Origin of the sequence: Achromobacter marplatensis, from assembly GCF_049060505.1 — a bacterium.
In the GTDB taxonomy this organism is placed as follows: Bacteria; Pseudomonadota; Gammaproteobacteria; order Burkholderiales; family Burkholderiaceae_B; genus Achromobacter; species Achromobacter marplatensis_A.
The window spans coordinates 286,977-306,407 of sequence record NZ_JBMGRB010000009.1 but is presented as its reverse complement, the minus strand read 5'-3'; the positions used below and the strand labels follow the sequence as shown (position 1 = coordinate 306,407).

Annotated in this window: 19 protein-coding genes; 7 read left to right on the top strand and 12 right to left on the bottom strand. The window is 66.3% G+C overall.

Going from position 1 to position 19,431, the window contains the following annotated elements; translation table 11 throughout:
• Positions 1-13: 13 nt before the first annotated feature.
• The 7 genes from ACI0FO_RS22635 to ACI0FO_RS22605 form a co-directional block, all read right to left on the bottom strand.
• Complete coding sequence (locus ACI0FO_RS22635) at positions 14-538, bottom strand: hypothetical protein (RefSeq protein ID WP_416030358.1); 525 nt, start codon at positions 536-538, stop codon at positions 14-16.
• A gap of 260 nt (positions 539-798) precedes the next feature.
• Positions 799-1,140 carry a monovalent cation/H(+) antiporter subunit G gene (mnhG, locus tag ACI0FO_RS22630; RefSeq protein ID WP_416030356.1) on the bottom strand — a complete coding sequence of 114 codons (342 nt, stop codon included), beginning with the start codon at positions 1,138-1,140 and terminating at the stop codon, positions 799-801.
• Positions 1,137-1,418 (bottom strand): K+/H+ antiporter subunit F, encoded by a 282-nt coding sequence (locus tag ACI0FO_RS22625; RefSeq protein ID WP_416030418.1) that lies wholly within the window; start codon positions 1,416-1,418, stop codon positions 1,137-1,139. Before ACI0FO_RS22625 ends, mnhG begins: the two co-directional genes overlap by 4 nt.
• 2 nt (positions 1,419-1,420) lie before the next feature.
• Positions 1,421-1,903, bottom strand: a complete 483-nt coding sequence (locus ACI0FO_RS22620; RefSeq protein WP_416030354.1) for a Na+/H+ antiporter subunit E — start codon at positions 1,901-1,903, stop codon at positions 1,421-1,423.
• Positions 1,903-3,534, bottom strand: coding sequence for a monovalent cation/H+ antiporter subunit D (locus ACI0FO_RS22615; RefSeq protein ID WP_416030352.1), 1,632 nt, complete (start codon positions 3,532-3,534; stop codon positions 1,903-1,905). The genes ACI0FO_RS22620 and ACI0FO_RS22615 overlap by 1 nt, the downstream gene beginning before the upstream one ends.
• Complete coding sequence (locus ACI0FO_RS22610; protein ID WP_006227452.1) at positions 3,531-3,875, bottom strand: Na+/H+ antiporter subunit C; 345 nt, start codon at positions 3,873-3,875, stop codon at positions 3,531-3,533. Before ACI0FO_RS22610 ends, ACI0FO_RS22615 begins: the two co-directional genes overlap by 4 nt.
• Complete coding sequence (locus ACI0FO_RS22605) at positions 3,875-6,790, bottom strand: monovalent cation/H+ antiporter subunit A (protein WP_416030350.1); 2,916 nt, start codon at positions 6,788-6,790, stop codon at positions 3,875-3,877. The genes ACI0FO_RS22610 and ACI0FO_RS22605 overlap by 1 nt, the downstream gene beginning before the upstream one ends.
• 558 nt (positions 6,791-7,348) lie before the next feature.
• On the opposite strand from ACI0FO_RS22605, the gene ACI0FO_RS22600 reads away from it, so the two are divergent.
• Together ACI0FO_RS22600 and ACI0FO_RS22595 are read left to right on the top strand one after the other, a co-directional pair.
• Positions 7,349-8,335: a Bug family tripartite tricarboxylate transporter substrate binding protein gene (locus ACI0FO_RS22600; RefSeq protein ID WP_416030348.1), complete on the top strand. Its 987-nt coding sequence runs from the start codon at positions 7,349-7,351 to the stop codon at positions 8,333-8,335.
• Between the two features lie 400 nt (positions 8,336-8,735).
• A complete protein-coding gene (locus ACI0FO_RS22595; protein WP_416030346.1) occupies positions 8,736-9,677 on the top strand; it encodes a hypothetical protein in 942 nt (313 codons plus the stop codon).
• Here ACI0FO_RS22595 and ACI0FO_RS22590 read toward each other — a convergent pair.
• The 4 genes from ACI0FO_RS22590 to ACI0FO_RS22575 form a co-directional block, all read right to left on the bottom strand.
• Complete coding sequence (locus ACI0FO_RS22590; protein WP_416030344.1) at positions 9,631-10,539, bottom strand: DMT family transporter; 909 nt, start codon at positions 10,537-10,539, stop codon at positions 9,631-9,633. The two genes, ACI0FO_RS22595 and ACI0FO_RS22590, sit on opposite strands and share 47 nt — an antisense overlap.
• Positions 10,540-10,961: 422 nt before the next feature.
• Complete coding sequence (locus ACI0FO_RS22585; protein ID WP_416030342.1) at positions 10,962-13,598, bottom strand: AAA family ATPase; 2,637 nt, start codon at positions 13,596-13,598, stop codon at positions 10,962-10,964.
• A complete protein-coding gene (locus ACI0FO_RS22580) occupies positions 13,595-14,722 on the bottom strand; it encodes a metallophosphoesterase family protein (RefSeq protein WP_416030340.1) in 1,128 nt (375 codons plus the stop codon). Before ACI0FO_RS22580 ends, ACI0FO_RS22585 begins: the two co-directional genes overlap by 4 nt.
• A gap of 126 nt (positions 14,723-14,848) precedes the next feature.
• Positions 14,849-16,150 (bottom strand): D-amino acid dehydrogenase, encoded by a 1,302-nt coding sequence (locus tag ACI0FO_RS22575; protein ID WP_416030338.1) that lies wholly within the window; start codon positions 16,148-16,150, stop codon positions 14,849-14,851.
• A gap of 134 nt (positions 16,151-16,284) precedes the next feature.
• On the opposite strand from ACI0FO_RS22575, the gene ACI0FO_RS22570 reads away from it, so the two are divergent.
• The 4 genes from ACI0FO_RS22570 to ACI0FO_RS22555 all read left to right on the top strand — a co-directional run bounded on the left by ACI0FO_RS22570 (position 16,285) and on the right by ACI0FO_RS22555 (position 18,489).
• Complete coding sequence (locus tag ACI0FO_RS22570; protein WP_416030336.1) at positions 16,285-16,752, top strand: winged helix-turn-helix transcriptional regulator; 468 nt, start codon at positions 16,285-16,287, stop codon at positions 16,750-16,752.
• Between the two features lie 143 nt (positions 16,753-16,895).
• Positions 16,896-17,558 (top strand): DUF502 domain-containing protein, encoded by a 663-nt coding sequence (locus ACI0FO_RS22565; protein WP_105556860.1) that lies wholly within the window; start codon positions 16,896-16,898, stop codon positions 17,556-17,558.
• Between the two features lie 71 nt (positions 17,559-17,629).
• Positions 17,630-17,875, top strand: coding sequence for an RNA-binding S4 domain-containing protein (locus ACI0FO_RS22560; protein ID WP_416030334.1), 246 nt, complete (start codon positions 17,630-17,632; stop codon positions 17,873-17,875).
• 38 nt (positions 17,876-17,913) lie between these two features.
• Positions 17,914-18,489 carry a restriction endonuclease gene (locus ACI0FO_RS22555; protein ID WP_416030332.1) on the top strand — a complete coding sequence of 192 codons (576 nt, stop codon included), beginning with the start codon at positions 17,914-17,916 and terminating at the stop codon, positions 18,487-18,489.
• A 45-nt stretch (positions 18,490-18,534) separates the two neighbouring features.
• On the opposite strand, the gene ACI0FO_RS22550 is transcribed toward ACI0FO_RS22555, so the two are convergent.
• Positions 18,535-18,885 (bottom strand): nuclear transport factor 2 family protein, encoded by a 351-nt coding sequence (locus tag ACI0FO_RS22550; protein ID WP_416030330.1) that lies wholly within the window; start codon positions 18,883-18,885, stop codon positions 18,535-18,537.
• Between the two features lie 155 nt (positions 18,886-19,040).
• Here ACI0FO_RS22550 and ACI0FO_RS22545 point away from each other — a divergent pair, with 155 nt between their 5' ends.
• A complete protein-coding gene (locus ACI0FO_RS22545; protein ID WP_416030328.1) occupies positions 19,041-19,424 on the top strand; it encodes a DUF2784 domain-containing protein in 384 nt (127 codons plus the stop codon).
• Positions 19,425-19,431: the final 7 nt, after the last annotated feature.

The window sequence follows — 19,431 nt, the reverse complement described above, 5'->3', positions numbered from 1 at the left end:
CCCTATCCGGCCATTATTGGCGCATCGGGGCGTTCATGGTGCCAGGGGCCGGCGCAGGCGTGGTTCCCGGCGCAGGCATCGTTCCCGGCGCGGGCGCCATCCCCGGCGCAGGCGCCGTGGTGGCGGGCGGAACTTCGCCGGCCGGCACCTGGATCACCGTTTCACGAAGCACCCCGCCGCCCTGGACGCTGCCGCGCACATTGGTGGGCGAGCTCATCTGCGTCAAGCAGTCCTGGCGCGACGCTGCGGGAAGGCGGTTGCAGCGGTCGACCATGTTTTGCTGATGCTGGTTGGTGCTGCCTTCCTTCAGATTCTGGCGATTGGCCTCATCGCGCGCGGCGCCGGCCTCGCGCATGCAAGTCGCGCGGTCCTGATTGGTGTTGCCGCTTTTGCACTTTGCCACGTCCTGTTCATACTGGGACTGGATGGCGGCGCGGCCGATCGCATCTGCCGCGTGGACCGCGCCCGCGGCCAACATCAAGCCCGCCGCGCAGAGGGTTGCTGCAAGGCGTTTGGTATGCATGGGTCGTACGTTCATGGCCAGCTCCTTGAAAAGAATTGAACCGTAAGCGGCCAAGACCAGCTGCGCGTCCCGCCGCTTGCTTCCAACCACTATCCCACGATGCGGCGTCGGGGACATGTCCAGCAACTTGAATTCGTAAGGTTACGTATCAAGCGCCCCCTTCGCGAGGACGCGCGTGCGCCACACCAAACCGGGGCGCCTGGCCCCTGTTCCGCCGCCTGTCGCAGTGCAACATCGCGGGGTGCGTTCACATGCGGTGGCGGTTGTTACCGGTGTCAGCGGGCATCCAGGTCGGCATCGGCCTTGGTCAACCGGTTGCGATAAGTGGCCGCGCGCATCAGCAGCATGGCCGTGACGGGCGACGACACGACCAGCAGCAGCGTGATGATCACTTCGTGGAACACCGGGCGCGCGGACAAGGCCGAGAACACCAGGATGGACGCAGTCAGTACGCAGCCGCACCCCAGGGTGTTGCCCAGCGTGGGCGCATGGATGCGCGCGTAAAAAGTGCGGAACCGCAACAAGCCGGCCGATCCGGTTAGCGCCAGCAAGCCGCCCAGCGCCAGCAGGATGCACGCCGGGATGCCGGCCCACAGAGGGATGGCGGTTTCGATCATGGCTCGATCACCTCGCCACGCAACAGGAAGCGGGCCATTGCCGTGGACCCCACGAATCCGAACAACGCGATCAGCAACGCGATATCGAAATACAGCGACGCGCCGGAACGGATGCCGAACACCAGCATGGTGAGCATGCCGTTGATGTAGAGCGTGTCCAGCGCCAGGACGCGATCTTGCGCGGTGGGGCCGCGCAAGAGGCGGATGGCGGCGAACACCATGCCCAGCGCGAAACACACTAGGGCAAAGGACGCCGCCCAATACAGTGCGGAATTCATAGTCATTCAAACATCTCCATCAAGGGGCGCTCGTAGCGCTCCTGCACGAGCTTGATCCAGTCATCTTCATTCTGGAGGTCCAGCACGTGCAGCTTCAGGCGGTGGTCGGGCGTCAGGTCGACCCAGACCGTGCCCGGGGTATAGGTGACGATGCAAGCCAGCATCGCCAGGCCGTGCGGATCGCGCATGGTCAGCGGGATCATGATGAACCCGGGTGAAAAATCATTCGGGCGCGGATTCAGGATCAGTTTGCCCACCGCGATGTTGGACTTGATGATGTCCTTCGTGACGCGCAGGAACAGCGGCACCGCCTTCCACAGGCGGCGCGGCCGCGCATGCAACGGCCGCAGGCGCGAGGCCGCCCACGTGAACCACAGCGCCAGCGCCGCGCCTAGCGCGATCTGGCCCGCGGACAGGCTTTCGTTCAGCACCAGCCACAAGACGAACAGGAAAACCGGCAGGAAAAGGAAGTAAAGACGGCGCATCAGCTTCCTCCCTTGGCGCCGCGGACGGTCTGCGCGGACATGACGGCGTCGATATACGACTTGGGTTGATCCAGCGAGCGCGCCGCGTCGTCCAGATAGGCGGATACGGGGCCCGCGCCCGCAGCAAGGCCCACGCACAGCAACAGCAGCACGGCCACCGGACCCGCTTCGATCACGCGCAGGCGCGGCGTGCTGCGATCATCGCTGGCCCAGAACACGCGGATGCCGGTGCGGCCCAGGCCCACCAGACCGGCCAGGCCCGAGACCAGCACCGCGGCCACCAGGATCCATGCGTCCAACGGCGGCGCGGATTCCGTCGCGGCGGACACGGCGGCCGACAGCAAGGAGAACTTGGCCACGAAACCCGACAGCGGGGGCAGCCCGGTCACCAGCAGCGCGCAGCAGATGAACGCCAGCCCCAGGAATGCCATCGCCGCCGGAATTGCCACGCCGACCACGTCGTCTGACCGGTTCACCGGCGCGGGATCGTCCAGGTCGAAGGCGTCCAGGGTCACGGCCAGCACGTTGGCCCCGAAGCTGCGCGTGCGCTCGATCAGTTCGGCCAACATGAAGAACGCGCCCGTCGTCAGCACGGAGCTGATCAGGTAGAACAGCGCGGGACCGGTCAGCGTCACGCCGGGCATGCCCAGCGCCGTCAGCAACGTGCCGGCCGACACGATGACGCAATAGCCCACCATCTTCTCCAGCTGCTGGGTCGCCAGCAGGCCCAACGCGCCGAACAGCAGCGTGGCAAGGCCGGCCGCGAACATCCAGTCCAGGCTGAATGCCGCCGGCGCGCCGGACGGCAGCAGCAGCGACCCGATGCGCAGCAAGGCATAGATGCCGACCTTCGTCATGATGGAGAACATGGCCGCGATCGGCGCGCCGGCCGAGCCATAACCCTTAACCAACCAGAAGTTCAGCGGCCAGGCGCCCGCCTTCACCAGGAACGCCACCCCGAGGATGGCGGCGCCGGCCTCGAACAGCATGCGTTCGGCGCCCGTCAGGTTGCCGGCGCGCAAGGCCAGGTCGGCCATGTTCAGCGTGCCGGTCACGCCGTAGATCAGTGCAATGCTGATCAACAACAGGAACGACGCCACCAGGTTCACGGCGATGTACTGCAGGCCGGCGCTAACCCGGGCCACGCCCGACCCATGCAGCAGCAACCCGTAAGACGCCGCCAGCAGCACTTCGAAGAAGACGAACAAGTTGAACAGGTCGCCTGTCAGGAAGGCGCCGTTCAGGCCCATCAGCAGAAACTGGAAGAGCGAATGGAAGTGGACGCCGGCGCGATCCCAGCGGGCCAGCGCATACGTCAGCGTGGCCAGCCCCAACACGGCGGTCAATGTCAGCATGACGGCGGCCAGCCGGTCCACCACCAGCACGATGCCGAACGGCGCGGGCCAATCGCCCACCAGGTAGACGCCTACCCCGCCGGGCCAGACGCCGGGCACGCCGCCACCGGCCACCGCCAGCAGCGCGATGGCGGCAGCCAGCTGGGCCAAGGTGGCGACCATCGAAATCGTGCCCCGCGCGTAGCGGCTGGTATCGGCCAGCAACAGCATCGCCGCGCCCGCGAGCAGCGGCGTGATGATGGGCAGTACAGGAAGGTGTTGAAGCCAGAAACTCAAGATTGGGACTCCCGTCCATCAACGTGGTCGGTACCCGTGAGGCCGCGCGAGGCCAGCAACACAACCAGGAAAAGCGCCGTGGTGGCAAAACCGATCACGATCGCCGTCAGCACCAGCGCTTGCGGCAGCGGATCGGCGTACCAGGAAGGGTCATGCGCCATGGCGGGGTCCACTACCGGCGGACGCCCGGACGTAAGCCGGCCCATGCCGAAGATGAACAGGTTCACAGCATAGGAAACCAGCGACAGGCCCATGATGAACTGGAAGGTGCGCGGCCGCAGCAGCAGCCAGACGCCCGAACCCGCCAACACGCCGATCGCGACGGCATAGATCAATTCCATCAGGCTTCCCCTGTTTGTGCGGCGGCCGCCTGGATTTCGGCGGCGGCCTTGCGTTGCGCGCGCAGCGATTGGTGGGCCAGCGCCACCAGCACCAGCACGGTGGAGCCCACGACCAGCATGTACACGCCCAAGTCGAACAGCAGCACGCTGGACAGATGGACGTGGCCGACAAGCGGCAATGCCACGTCCCAGGCCAGCGCGGCCAGGAACGGCTTGTACGCCAGCCACGCGGTCACGGCCGCGATGCCGGCGGCCAACAGGCCGATCCCGATCCAGTTCTGCGGGTTGAGCCGACTGCGCGACTCCACCCAGTACACGCCGCCCACCATGTATTGCAGGATGACGGCCGTTGCGAAAATCAGCCCGCCGACGAAGCCCCCGCCCGGCTGGTTGTGGCCACGCAGCAGGAAGTACACCGAAATCAGCGCGGCGGTGGGCAGCAAGAGGCGCACCAGCACCGTCGGCACCATCATGGAGCCTTCCGGCAGCAGCGACTTGATGTCCGGCGCCGCCGGCACCCCGCCGTCCTGGTCTTTTTGCTGACGCGGCAGGTCGGCGCTTTCGGCGGCCGGACGGAACCGGCGCAACAGCGCGTAGACCGTCAGCGCCACGATGCCCAGCACCGTGATCTCGCCAAAAGTATCGAAACCGCGGAAGTCCACCAGGATCACGTTCACCACATTGGTGCCACCCCCGTCGGGCAGCGCGCGATCCACGAAATAGGACGAAATCGTGTCGCCTTGCGGGCGCACCAACACCGCGTAGGCCAGCGCCGACATGCCGGCGCCCGCGGCCGTGGCCATCAGCAGGTCGCGCAGACGGCGGCCCCGGGCGCGCAGCGTGGCCTTGAGGGTTTCTTCGTCGTCCTTCGCGATCCGGCGGGGCAGCCAGCGCAGACCCAACAGCAGCAGCACCACGGTGACCACTTCAACGGAAAGTTGGGTCAGTGCCAGGTCGGGCGCGGAAAACCACACGAAGGTCAGGCAAGTGATCAAGCCCGCGCCGCCCGCCAGCGCCAATGACGCCAGCCGGTGGTATTTGGCCTGATACGCCGCGCCCAGCGCGCAGGCGCCGCCCACCAGCCACATCAGCGCGAAAGCGGGGTCGACCGGCGCCATGCGGCCCGTGCCTTCCAGCCATCCGCCCGCGCGCAGCGGCAGCCACGCCACGAACAGCGTGCCCAGCACGATCAGCAGCATCTGCACCTGCAAGCGCGAGGACGCCACCCAGCGCAGCAGCCAGGCGGCCGCGACGCTGGAGCCGTCCAGCAGCGACTCGAAGGTGCGGCGGCCATCCAGACGGTAAATGAATGGCACGCGCCCCGGGTTGGCGCGCTGATGCACGCGCAGCACCAGGTACAGCAACACCCCGGCCGCGGTGGCAACCAGGCTCATCACCAAGGGCAGGTTCAGGCCGTGCCAGACGGCCAAACTGTATTCCGGCATTTTGTCGCCCAGGATGCTTTGCGCCGCGGTCGCCAGGAACGGGCCGACCGTCAAGCCGGGCAACACCCCCACCAGCAGGCACATGAACACCAGCAGCGCGCTGGGGAACAGCATCCAGCGCGGCGGTTCGTGCGGGGCGCGCGGCAGGTCGGTAGCCGGCGGGCCGAAAAAGACCTGCAGGATGAAACGCAACGAGTAGGCCACGCTGAAGGCGCCCGCAATCGTGGCCATCAGCGGCAGGCCGATCTGGGTCAGGCGGTCGCCGCTGACAAAGGTGGTCTCGGCGAAGAACATCTCTTTGGACAGGAAGCCGTTCAACAGCGGCACCCCCGCCATCGAAGCCGCCGCCACCATCGCCAGCGTGGCGGTGATCGGCATGGCCTTGTACAGGCCGGACAGCCGGCTCAGGTCGCGAGTGCCGGTTTCGTGGTCGACGACGCCCGCGGCCATGAACAGCGACGCCTTGAAGGTGGCGTGGTTGATCATGTGGAAGATGGCGGCCACTAGCGCCAGTTCGCTGTTCAACCCCAGCAGCAACGTGATGAGACCCAGATGGCTGATCGTGGAATAGGCCAGCACCCCCTTCATGTCTTGCTGGAAGATGGCGGCATACGCGCCCAATACCAGCGTGATCAGCCCTGCGCCGCCAATGACCCAGAACCATTCGTCGGTTCCCGAAAGCACCGGCCAGAAACGCGCCAGCAGGAATACCCCGGCCTTCACCATCGTGGCCGAGTGCAGGTAGGCGGACACCGGCGTGGGCGCCGCCATGGCGTTGGGCAGCCAAAAATGGAATGGGAATTGCGCGCTTTTGGTCAGGGCGCCAAGCGCCACCAGCACCAGCACGGCCGGATACCAGGGATCGGCCCGCACGAGGTCGCCCGCCGCCAAGACGCGGTCCATGTCGTAGCTGCCGACGATATGGCCAAGAATCAGCACCCCGGCCAGCAGGCAAAGCCCGCCCGCGCCGGTCACCGTCAGCGCCATGCGCGCGCCACGGCGCGCATCCAGGCGGTGATGCCAATAAGCGATCAGCATGAACGACGCCAGGCTGGTCATTTCCCAGAACATGACCAATTGGATGAGGTTGCCCGACAGCACCACACCCAGCATGGCGGCCATGAACGCCTGGAAAAATGAGAAAAAGCGCGGCACCGGGTCTTCCGGCGACATGTAATAGCGCGCATACAAGACCACCAGCGCGCCCATGCCGGAGACGATCAACGCGAACAACCAGGCGTAGCCGTCCATGCGCAGGGTGAATTGCAGACCCAGGGCGGGCGCCCACGGCATGTCGAACCGGACCACGCCGCCATTGGCGACTTCCGGGTACAGGCTGGCAATCAGAACCACACAGGCCAGGGCGATCAGGCCGGCCAACCACGCCTCGGCATTACGGGCGTTGGAGGGCAGCAGCGCGGCGCACAGGCTGCCGGCAAACGGCAGAGCGAGGATCAGGATCAGCGACATGGCGTTCCGAGAATGTCCGGGCCCCCTCCCGCTGGCACATGGCGGCGAGAGACGAAACAGACCGGGGATTGAAAAACGGACGGAACCCTGGCCCGGTGCGTCGCTGCACTACACGTTGCCCCGCGGGGACATCAACCAACGCCCATTGAACGGCGCAGATGGAAACAAACGCAATAGCTTTCTTGCAAGACCGGCCAAGAATCTCATCCGAAAAATATCAGATTCTTGTAAGTTATGCAGAGATTTATGCATGTACCCGTCTAATGACAGCATGATGACTGCGCAATGATTGCGCAATGACAGGGAATGGACGGACGTTCATCTTGTTGTCAGACATGACATTTTCGTCTATCTGACGCGTTCTTCGGACAGCCGCCCGTCACCTGAAAAATATTTTCCGCGTGGGGCAGGGAGAATCCTGAGTTGACCGTAGGGGGATTCCTGTGTGGAATGGCGCCCACGAAGCGTCGGCTAGGCCTGCATCCCGGCAAAGCGCGCTTCACCGACGCCGGCCCAAGAAGCCGGCCGGCTCGGAACAACAAAATATGGAGAAGACTCTTGACCGTGCTGTCTCATGCCAAGGCCATTCTGGCCGCCGCCATCGCAGGCGTCTGCTTTAGTTCCGGCGCCCAGGCCGCCGACCCCTACCCCAACAAGCCCATCCGCCTGATCGTCCCCTTCGCCGCCGGCGGCACGACCGACATCGTGGCCCGCATCGTGGCTGAAGGCCTGGGCCGAGAGCTGGGCCAGGCCGTCGTGGTGGAAAACCGCGGCGGCGGCGGCGGCTCGATCGGCGCCGATGCGTTGGTGCGCTCGGCGCCCGACGGCTACACGCTGGGCGTGGCCACGGTCAGCACCATGGCGACGAATCCGGCCACCAACCCGAAGAACCCCTACAACCCGATCAAGGACTTCACGCCGATCACCAACCTGGTGAACGTGCCGAACGTGCTGACGGTCAACCCGGCCGTACCCGCCAAGACGCTGGCGGAGTTCATCACGCTGCTGAAGGCCAACCCTGGCAAGTACAGCTACGCGTCGTCCGGCGCGGGCGGCATCGGCCACCTGGACGGTGAATTGTTCAAGTCGCTGACCAAGACCGACATGGTCCACGTCCCGTACCGCGGGTCGGGCCCGGCCCTGAACGACGTGATTGCCGGCCAGGTCAACGCCCAGTTCGACAACCTGCCCTCGTCCATGCCCCACATCCAGGCCGGCAAGCTGCGGGCCTTGGCCGTGGCCGCGCCGAAGCGCCTGCCCGCCCTGCCGGACGTCCCGACCTTCAAGGAAGGCGGCCTGCCCGAAATGGACAACATGGCCTGGTACGGACTGGTGGCGCCCGCCGGCACGCCGCAAGCCGTGGTCGATCGCGTCCACGACGCCGCCGTCAAGGCGCTGAAAGACCCGAAGATCGTCAAGCGCCTGGCGGATGGCGGTTCGTTGGTGGACGGCAACACGCCCGCCGAGTACGCCGCACAGATCAAGCGGGAACTGGAGCTGCGCCAGCGCATCGCCAAGGAACGCAACATCGTGTCGACGAACTGATTCAGACCTTGGGCAAGGCTGCGCCTTCAAACGGGCCGGCCTTGCCTACTTGACTAGGATCGCGCGGGTGTTAGCATCTGGCCCCGTGCGATCCGATTTTTCTCCCATCCCCCCCGCTGCCTGCGTCCTTTGCGCCCTGCGCTCGACTCTGTTGAGCTCGCAGGAAGTCGCCGCGCGTTCCGCTTACGCGCGCTCCAAGCCCGGCTAATCGCCCGGCGCTTCCGCTTTTCCCCCTCTCCTGTTCCGACTCGCCGCCGGTGGCCTGCGCACATCCCGCGCAGGCGCCGCCCGTCCGAGCTGGCGAACGCCCTGCCGCGTGGCCGGGTGTCCGCGCCCGACCCTTCGCCGCCCGCCCTAGCCGCCGGCGGCCGTGCCACGCAACGATCACGCCTTAAGCGCCATGCAACTTACCAAGAAATTCGTCAAAGCCAAGAACCCTTGCGCGGGCGGCTACAAATGGTTCATCCGCGACCACAACGGACAGGGGGACTACCAGGCCGTGCTTGACGCGCTGGTGGCCGACGGCCGCGTCAGCGACGCTTGCTGGCTGCTGGATCAATTCGGCCCCACCGACGCCGTGCTGAAACTGGACGCCGTCGATGCCAATGCCATCGTGTTCGCCGGGACGCTGGAAGTCCGCATGGGCATCACCGTGGACAGCGTCGTGCGAGCGGGCCGCAGCATCGTCACCGGCGGCGGCATCCGGGCAGGCGAAACGATCATGGCCGGCGAGAACATTACTGCGGCCGCCAATATCGCCAGCGGCGGCAACCTGCGCGCGGGCGGCGACATTTCGGCCGACTGGGGCATCGAAGCCGCCACCCGCCTGGACTGCACGGGCAACGTGCGCGCCAAGTGGGACATCTGCGCCGGCCAGGATCTGGCCGTCACGGGCCACCTGCATGCCGGCCAGGACGTGCAGACACAAGGCGCCATCAAATGCGGCCAAGGCATCAAGGCCGGCGGCGACGTGCGGGCAGACAAAGAAATCAATGCCGCCTGCGGCATCCAGGCCGGCGGCTCGATCCAGTGCGGCGATCATCTGGCGTCGGGCTGGGGCATGATTGCCGGCGGCGACATCCGCGCCGATGGCTCGATCCGCGCCGGCGAAGGCGTGCAGGCCGATGGCGCCATTCAGGCCGGCGACGGCCACGGCGTCTACGCGGGGCTGAGCGTCCGGCTGGACGCCTGGCCCGTCTGCGCCCGCGTATCCGCGCGGACGCGTCCCGCCCAACTTGTCAGTGGTCACTGGGTGGGGCAGGACGGGGCCGAAGACGGCGACGCGGCGCCTGGCGCTACGCGGCCGGCTTGGCAGTCGGCGGCTTATCCCGCGCTGGTTTGACGGCCGCCGCCGGATAGCGCAACACCAGCATCAGGCCAAGCAGTATCGCCCCCATGCCCGCCAGGCTAAGCATGGACAGACGGTTGCCCAGGATCAGGTAGTCCAGCGCCGCCGTGCCGGCCGGCACCAGGTAGAACAGGCTGGTGACGTTAACGAGGTTGCCGGCCTGGATCATGCGGTAGAACAGCAGCGTCGCCCCCACCGAGATCACAAGCCCCATCCAGACCAAAGGCAGAACGAACCCCACGGCCCAGTCGGCTCGGATCGGTTGGAACGGCACGAACAGCAGGCATAGCGCCAGGCTGACTGCGTACTGCAGCGGCATCACGTCCATGGGCGCCTGTTTCACGCGCTTTTGCAGGATGGCGCCCGCGGTCATGCTGGCCAGCGCGGCAAAGGCGAATGCCATGCCCGCCACGGAGAAGCGCGCCATGCCGATGCTTTGGTACACCACCATCACCAGGCCGCACAGCGCCAGGAACAACCCGGCCAGCCGCGCGGGCGAATAACGCCGTTCCATCAACGCCAGCGTCAGGATGGGCTGCGCGCCGAGCAACGTGGCCAGCACCCCAGGCGTAATGCCGTGGTCAAGCGCCAGCAGATAGCAGATGGAATAGCCGCCGATCAGCAGCAGCCCCGTCAGCGCCACGGTCAGCCGCGTGGCCGGTGCGGGCAGCCAGCGTTTGCGCCACAGGCAGATCGCCAGCAGCACGGTCAGGGCCAGGATGAAGCGCAGCAGCAGGAAGCCGAACGCCGAGGCGTGCGACAGCCCCCATTTGGCGAAGATAGCGCCGCCGCTCCACAGCAGCACGAACAAGGTAGTGGAACCGTAGGCGGTCCACGTGGATCGATCAAAAGACATGAGTTTCACCTGTCAGGGTATGAACAGGCTCCCGCCCTGCGCGCGCAGGCCGTTGGCGGCGAACGTGCGCAAATCAGCCGAACATGACGGACGCGATGCGCGTCAACCGGTCAGGCGGACTGAGAAGGGAAAAGGGACGGGAGCGTCGGTTTGGCGGTTAGCCGAACACGACCGCCGAAGGCGGGTAGGCGCCCGAGACACCGCCGGAAGGCGGCGAGACAGGCGGCGATACCCCAGCCGAAACGACGGCGGAGATGACAGGGGAAACAACTGGAGAGATGAAACCGGCATGCCCGGAACGCCCGCGCGCACGACGGCCGGCTGCGGAGGCAGCGGCGCAAGAATCGGCGAAGGGCATGGAATGAGGCATTTGCGTAGCCTATCGTTCTGCCCTTGCCTCGTCAAGCGGATCAGGCCAGGTCTCAGGCCCCGCCGATCCGCCGCTGCTCGACCCCCATGTCCCGCCATGCGTCGCCGTGGCAGGTGAACATCAGGATCTGGTGACGCGTGGCGGCATCGAACAGCGCCCGCTTCATGAAATCGCGCCGCGCATCGTCGGTGTGGACAAGCGCGTCGTCCAGCACCAGCAGCGTGGGCCGCCCGGCTTCGCGCAGCAGGTCGGCATAAGCAAACCGGGCGAGGATGCCCAGTTGCTCACGCGTGCCGAAGCTCAACGCTTCAAGCAGGTCTTCGCCGTCGCCGCGGCGCAACGCAGTGGGCAGCAGCGCATCGTCCAGGCGCAACGCGGCCTCGGGAAACAGCAAGGCCAGATAATGGTTCAAGCGCCGCGCCAAGGGCGCCTGCAGCCGTTGCGTGGCGGCGGCGCGCTTATCGGTCAGCAAAGTCAACAACAGGTCCAGCGCGGCCGCGCGGCGCGTGAAATCATCGCGGCGGCGTGTCAACCGTTCGCACGCCGCGGCGGATTCGGACAACCGTTCGCCCAAGCCTTGAGCGCCCGCCTGGTCCAGCTTGCCTTGCAGCTGCAGGATCTCGCCGTGCCGCTTGTGCTGCGCATCGCGTTCGATGGCCGCTGACTTCTCATAGCGCTGAACGTCTTGCTCGACCAGTTCGGGACGATGCGCGGCCAACGCCGCCTGTGCCTCGCGCACGCGGCGATCCAGCTCGTCGTGGCCGCTACGTACTTCGGCCAGCCGGCCCGCGCGCGCCTGCCGTTGCACGGCACGCTCGGGCGATTGCAATTCGGCGCCACGCGCCGCCGCCTGGCCCTCCAGCAGTTGCGCGCGGGCGCTGTCCGCGTCCAGTGCCCGCTGGGCGGCCGCCAGCGACGCGTCGGCCTGCGCGGCCACCGCCTCGGCTTCGCGCAGCGCTTGCACCGCTGCGGGCAAGTCGTCTTGATCCGGCGCCGTGCCCGTCACTGGCGGCAGCTTGGCCAGGCGTTCCTGCAAAGGCACGCGCCGGGCCAACGCGTCGTCGCGCTGCCCGCGCAGCACATCCACGCCCTTGGGCGCATGGATGGCCAGCGTCTTGCGCATGCCGTCCAGTTCGCGCTGCAATGCCGTAAAGCGGGCGTGGCGCTGTTCGGCATCGGCCAATGCCGCGACGCCCAGCCGCTCCAGCAAGGCGGCCCACGCCGCCTGCACGCCAGCAAGTTCGCGTTGCAGCGCCGGCAAGTCCTGCCCGCCCGGCTCGATGCGAAAACGCCCAACGCCCGGCAGGTCCAGTTCGGCGGCGGACGTCAACAGAACCTGGTCCGCCCCGGCCAGCGGGCGCCCGTCCAGCGTGGCCGCCCGCCCCGCTTCCAGCTGGTACGACAGCCGCGTGGCGATGGCTTGCTGGCGGAGTTGCAGGTTGGCCAGTTCACGCTCGCTTTTGCGCAGCGCATCGATGTCCGCATCCGCGATTTCGATGCGCAGGGCTTCCGCCTTCAGCGTCGAGCCCTGTTCGATTAGCGTGGTGACGGCTTTCAGCGCGTCGTCCAACCGCTGGACTTCGGCATTCAGTTGCGCCAGTTGGCGCTCCAGGTCGCCGCGGTCGGCCACGGCTTGGGCAGCGGCCACGCGCAGGCGGGCCGCGTCGACCGCAGCCACGTGGGTTTCGCGCTGGTCCCGGGCGCGGGCCAGCGGGGCTTGCGCCGCGTCGACCCGGGCACGGGCCGCCTGGGCTTCTTGAACCAGCGCTTGGTAATCGGCGTCGTCCTGCTGGTCGCGCCGTACCTGATCTTGCAACAGGGCCAGGGTTTGCGCGGCCTGGCTTTGCTCGCGCCGCAAGCCCTCGAAGGCTTCGCGTTCCTTCGCCAACGCGGCCAGCCGGGCCCGGGCCTCGACGGCCTTGGTCTCGAAGTCCTTCCAGGGTTGATCGGTTTGCGCGCGTTCGTGGTCGCGGCGCAATTCCGCCAGACGGTCCACATCGGTATTGAGCTGGGCCATGGCCTGCGCGCAGTCGTCCCGTTCGGCGATGGCACGCGCCAAGGCGTCCTCGGCATCCTTGTAGGCGCCCTTGGGACGGCCATTACGGGCATCCAGCAAGGCAGCGCGCTCGGAGGACACCCGCTCGAACAGCCGGTCGCCGTCGCTGGCCGCGAGTTCGCCGGATAGTTGTGTGAGGGCTTCGCGCAGATGGGGGCCCGCATGGCCGGCGGCCTCTTGCAGATTGTGCCCATCACCCTGCTGGATCCACAGCAGGCCAGGAATGCCGGCCAGATCGGGCTTGCTTTGGCCGCGCCCCGGCAGTTCGAAGCCCAGCAAGGCGGCCAGCGCATTTTCGGCTTCCTCGCCGTCCAGCCGTTGCGCGCCGTCATCGATCAGCAGTTCGCAACGGGCGCGCGACAGGAATTGTTTTTTCAACACATAGGAATGATCCGCGTGCGTGAATGCCAGTTCGACGGAGGGCCGTGCGCCGGATTCCCCACGCGGGGCCAAGTCGGCGACCTTGCTGGTGCTGTAGCGTTCCAGGAACGCGGCGCGGATGGCGGAGGCCACCGTGCTCTTGCCGGCTTCATTGGCGCCGACAAACAGGTTCAAGCCGTCTTGCAGGCCGTCCAGCACCATCGGCTGGCGAAATTTTCGGAACTCTTCAAGTGCGATACGCGAGAGCTTCATTTGGCAGCCCCTTGCGCGGCGCTTTCGCGCTGGAACCGCAACAGCAGCCGCAACGCTTCGCCCGCTACCGCGGATTGCGCGGGATCGGCCTGCAAGGCCTGCAACTGGGCCGCGACGTCGCCGACGTAACCGCTAGCCCCCAGCTCGGCCAAATCGGCCAAATCCGGTTCCAGCCGCAAGCCAGACAGATCGGGCAGCAGCGCCCGTACTTGCGCGGCGGCCTGATCCACGGCGCGTTGCAGCGCGTCCCATGTTTCCAGGTTGACGTGCCCCTGCACGTCCAGGCGCAGCACGTCTTCGGCGCGCAGCGCCGCCAGCCGTTCCGCCAACGCCTGCGCGTCGGTCGGCAGACTGACGGTTTCCGTCCAGGCGGACCAGCGGTACTTGCCCGTGGCCACGCGTTCGACCACGGGCTCGGCGCCCGGGCCGTCGATGCGCACATCCAGCACGTAGCCGGGTTCATTGCCACGAAAACGGTCTTGTTCCGGTGTGCCGGCATACCAGGTGCGCGCGTCGATGGACAGGCAGCCATGCCAGTCGCCCAGCGCCAGGTAGTCCAACCCTGCACGTGCCGCGCGGTCGGGCGCGATGGGGTTGGTGGCGTCGATGGTGTCGGGCAGGCGGCCCGCGACGCTGCCATGGGCCAGGCCAACGCGCACGCGGCCAGCGGCGGTCTCAAGCGTGTCGAAAGCCTGCGTCACGTCGTCATAGGTGTGGCGCTGCGTGAGCGGCGCGGCCAGCACCGCCAGGTTGATGGCGGGCAAGTCCACGACGTGGGTGCGCAACGGCACCTGCACATTGGCGGGAATACAGCCCAGCTGCATCGCGCGGCTCCAGACGCTATCGGCCAACGCGGCATCGTGGTTGCCGGCGATCATTACCCAGGGGCCGGCGTAAGCCGCCATGGCGGCAAACAGCCGGCGGATCGTGCGGTCGGACACGCCTTGCGTATCGAACACGTCGCCGGCCACCAGCACGGCGTCCACGCCGCGTTCGGCGGCAAGCGCCGCAATGCGCGCCACGACGTCAAAACGCGCCTCGGCCAGCAACGCGGCGTCGTCGGTTTCGAATTGGCCGTACTGACGGCCGATCTGCCAATCGGCAGTGTGCAGGAAATGGATCATGGGCCGATTTTGGCACAAGCCGCCAGGTTCAAAACAAACAACGGCCCTGCCCGCATGTTGCGCAGGAAGGGCCGTTGCGGGCATGGCTTTGGGCCGATGCCCGATAAGGGGCGCGGCAGTACCGGATCAGGCTCGGTTGCCGTCCAGCACCAGCGGCGTGCGGGACGATCCGCGGCGCTCATAGCGCGACAGCCCCAGCCCATCGGTGCGGATTTCCGGGCGCTGGCCCATGACCTGATCGGCCACCAGCTTGCCGGAACCGCACGCCATGGTCCAACCCAGCGTGCCGTGACCGGTGTTCAGGAAAAGGTTGCCGTAGCGGGTCGGGCCGACGACCGGTGTGCTGTCCGGCGTCATCGGGCGCAAGCCCGTCCAGAACTCGGCCTGGGCAACATGGCCGCTATCCGGGAACAGGTCATTGACCACCAATTCCAGCGTCTTCCTGCGTGCGTCCTTCAGACGCAGGTCGAAGCCCGACAGTTCGGCCATGCCGCCCACGCGGATGCGCTCGTCGAAACGCGTCACGGCGATCTTGTAGGTTTCGTCCAGGATCGTCGATACCGGCGCGGCGGCCTCGTCCTTCAGCGGAATGGTCAACGAATAGCCCTTCACCGGGTACACCGGCAGATCCAGGCCTAGCGGTTCCAGGAAGCCCCGGGTGTAACTGCCGAAGGCGGCCACGTAGCGGTCGGCCGTCAGGATGTCGCCGGCCACGCGCACGCCGCTGACCTGGCCGCCCTCGATGTTCAAGCCGGACACGGTCTGGTTGTAGCGGAAGTCCACCCCCAGCGCCGCGGCCATCTCGGCCAGGCGGGCCGTGAACAGGCGGCAGTCGCCGGTTTCGTCGTTCGGCAGGCGCAAGCCGCCAGCCAGCTTGTGGATCGAGCGCGCCAGGGCGGGCTCGGCCGTCACCAGGCGGTTGCGGTCCAGCAGTTCGTAAGGCACGCCCACTTCTTCCAGCACGGCAATGTCACGGCGGGCGGCTTCCAGCTGGGCGTCGGTACGGAACAACTGCAACGTGCCGCGCGTGCGCTCTTCATAGTGGATGCCCGTGGACGCGCGGAGTTCGCGCAGGCAATCGCGGCTGTATTCGGCCAGGCGCAGCATGCGTTCCTTGTTGACCGAATAGCGGTCGGCCGAGCAGTTGGCCAGCATCGCCGCCATCCACTTCAGCTGGTACAGGCTGCCGTCCAGCCGGATCGCCAGGGGCGCGTGTTTCTGGAATAGCCACTTGATGGCCTTTAGCGGGATGCCGGGCGCGGCCCAGGGCGTGGAATAGCCCGGCGACACCTGGCCAGCATTCGCGTAGCTGGTCTCCTGGGCGGCGGCCGGCTGGCGGTCCAGGACCGTCACCCGGGCGCCCTGACGGGCCAGATAGTATGCGGTCGTGGTGCCAATAACGCCGCTGCCGAGGACGATGACATGCATGATTCTTTCCGTATTTGGATTTACGCAGGATTTTCGGTAGTCTAAGAGCCTCCTGGCAGTGAAAAGCACTGATTATTATTATTCGCCAGTGCTTTTCTCGGGCGCACCCCTGTTTTTTGATCGCCAAAAGTGAAATGCGCGACCTAGACCGAATCGACCTGAAAATCCTGGATATCCTGCAGCGCGAAGGCCGCATTTCGGTCACCGAATTGGCCGAGCGGGTGAGCCTGTCCGCCACCCCCTGCTCGGACCGCATCAAACGCATGGAGCGCGAAGGCGTCATCACGGGTTACCATGCGCGCGTCAACCCGGCCGCGTTGGGCAAAAACCTGCTTGTCTTCCTGGAAATCAAGTTGTCGGCCAAATCCGGGGATGTCTTCGACAAGGTCAAGAAAGAGCTGCTGTATGTGCCCGAAGTCATGGAGTGCCATCTGGTTTCGGGCGACTTCGACTATCTGGTGAAGGCGCGTCTGACGGAAATGAACGAATACCGCCGCCTGCTGGGCGAAATCCTCAAACGACTGCCCGCCTCCGCGGAATCGCGCAGCTACGTGGTCATGGAGGAAATCAAGGAAACCCTGTACCTGCCCGTCGACCGATAGGCGGTGCATGGCGGGTTCCGTGCCCAGGATAGCCCCGGCAAGATGCGGTTTATTACCGAATCCGCGCGCGCCGGCTGCTATGCTGGCGGCCCTCCGACCCGCGCCGGCAAGCCTGGTCAGACCCTAATTCTTTACGACTGCTTATGAATCGTCTCTATAAATACTTCTTCCGCGGCCTGATCACCGTCCTGCCGCTGGCCTTGACCCTGTATCTGCTGTACATCTTCCTGGCCTGGACGGAAGCCGTAGCGCTGACCTTCTTGCGCCCCTTCATCGGCGGCTTCTACGTGCCGGGCATGGGTCTGGCGCTGGGCATCCTGGGCATTCTGGCTATTGGCTACCTGGTGTCGAAACAGCGCGTGCAGCGCTTTTTGACCGTGGTTGAAATGCCGTTCACCAACCTGCCGGTGGTCAAGAGCATCTATTCGTCGTTGAAGAGCTTTGCGGACTACTTCTCGCCCAGCTCGAAGAACACCGCGCAGCAGGTCGTGATTTTGCGCGTGCCCGGCCAGCAGCTGGAGCTGGTGGGCCTTGTCACCCGCCGCAGCGTGGAAGGGCTGCCCGAAGGTTTCACCCAGGGCGACCGCGTGGCCGTCTACCTGCCGATGGGCTATATGATCGGCGGCTACACCGTGTTCGTGCCGCAAGACTGGGTGCAACCGATCCAGATGTCGGTCGAAGAAGCCATGCGCTCGTCCCTGATCGCCTGGATGGCGCGCGCGGAAAGCGCCCCGCGCCCCGCTGCCCCCACCGTGCCCGAAGCGCCGCCGGCCACCCCCGACAACACTGGCGGCGGCCCCGCCTGACACGGCCCGACGCCCGGGCCCACGCGCCCCGGCGCTGATCGTTTCCCAAACTGAATCCACGCACGCCCTCCATGCCCATCATCGAATTCACGCTTGCCGACGGCAGCCCCTACATTGAAGTCAATCAACTGCTGAAAGCCACGGGTGTCTGTGATAGCGGCGGCGCCGGCAAGATGATGGTCGCGGACGGCCTGGTCAGCGTGGGCGGCGTCATCGAAACCCGCAAGACCGCCAAGATCCGCGGCGGCCAGATCGTCGCCTGCGGCGATGTCCGCATCGTGGTGCGCGCCGCCGATACGGCCGCCGACAACGCCTGACCCCTGCCCCGCCCGACACCGCAACGCCGCGAGCCGCCATGAAACTCAAGATGTCCCAGAACTCGATCTTCGCCGTCCTGCTGCGTTCGCCGTGGTGGATGAGCGCTGGCGTGGCCGTGCTGCTGTGCGTGGGCGGGTTCGCCGCTCTGCCGCGGGACTTCGCGGCGATGGGCGTCTTTGCGGCGGTGCCGTTCGCGGTCATTTCCATCATGGCCGCCTACAAACAGCTGCGGGCGCCCTCGGACACCCGCGTGCAGGCGGTGGCGGAAGCCGCCGCGGCCATGTCCTGGGCTGATTTCGCCAACACGGTTGAAGCGGGTTTCCAGCGCGACGGTTGCGAGGTGCAGCGCCTGCAGACGCCCGGCGCCGACTTTGCGCTAAGCAAGGACGGCCATGTGGCCATCGTCAGCGCTAAGCGCTGGAAAGCTGCCCGCGTGGGCGTCGATCCGCTACGCGAATTGCAGGCGGCGCGCGAAAAACGCGGCGCCCGCGAAGCGATCTATATCGCCCTGGGCGACGTGTCCGACAACGCGTGGCAGTACGCAAAGTCGCAAGGCGTATCGCTGATGACGGCGCCTGAACTGGCCAAGCTTCTGCGCGACCTGAAAGTCTGATCGCCGCCGGCGGGCGTCACACCACCATCACGGAACTGGCCGCGATCACGCGCCATTGGCCGGACGCCGCGTCCGGCGCCAGGTGCGCATGAATCGAAACATGCCGTTGGCCGGCACGCCGTTATAGCTGCCAGAGATCCGCGCCTGCACCGACACGATGGCGCATTCCGCGCGCGGCAGGATATTCAGTTCAGAGAACTCCAGCCCATGGATCTTCAGCATGCCCGACCGGTGCGCGTCCAGGTCGTCTTCCCGGGTGAAGCTCCAGCCCATATGGTTGGTGTACAGCAGTGCCGGATCCAGCAAACGCTCCAGCGCCTCAACGTCGGAAGCCAGCATAGCCTGGCGCAATTCCTCTTCGGCGGCTTGAATCCGCCCTGCTATCGTTTGGCCCATCGTCTTTGCCTTCGCGGTATATCAACGCCGGCATTCTATTCCGACACCAAGCGTCGTGCTTTGTTGCCAAACTCCCGACCGGCGTTCGCGGGCTTACGATTAAATGCGAGTCCGGCTGCACGGGCCGGTTTCCCTGGACTCGCCGAGAATCTTCCATGACCTACCGTATCCTTGCCGACCTGGTGCTTGTCGCGCACGGCCTCTTCGTCGCCTTTGTCATGTTCGGCGGCTTGTTGGCATTGTGGCGACCCCGCGTCGCATACTGGCACCTGCCGGCGCTGGCCTGGGGCGCCATGGTGATCGGCATGGGGTGGATCTGCCCGCTGACGCCGCTTGAGGTGTCGCTGCGGCAGCATGCCGGCCAGCAGGGATACGCCGGCGGTTTCATTGAACACTATGTGCTGGGCCTGATCTACCCCGAAGGCATCACCCGGACGACGCAGATCGTGCTTGCCGCGCTGCTGATCGTGGGCAATATCGTGGTGTACGCGTTGTGGGCGCGACGTCGCCGACGCGGCGGGCACCGCCGCGATGCGTAACGTCGCC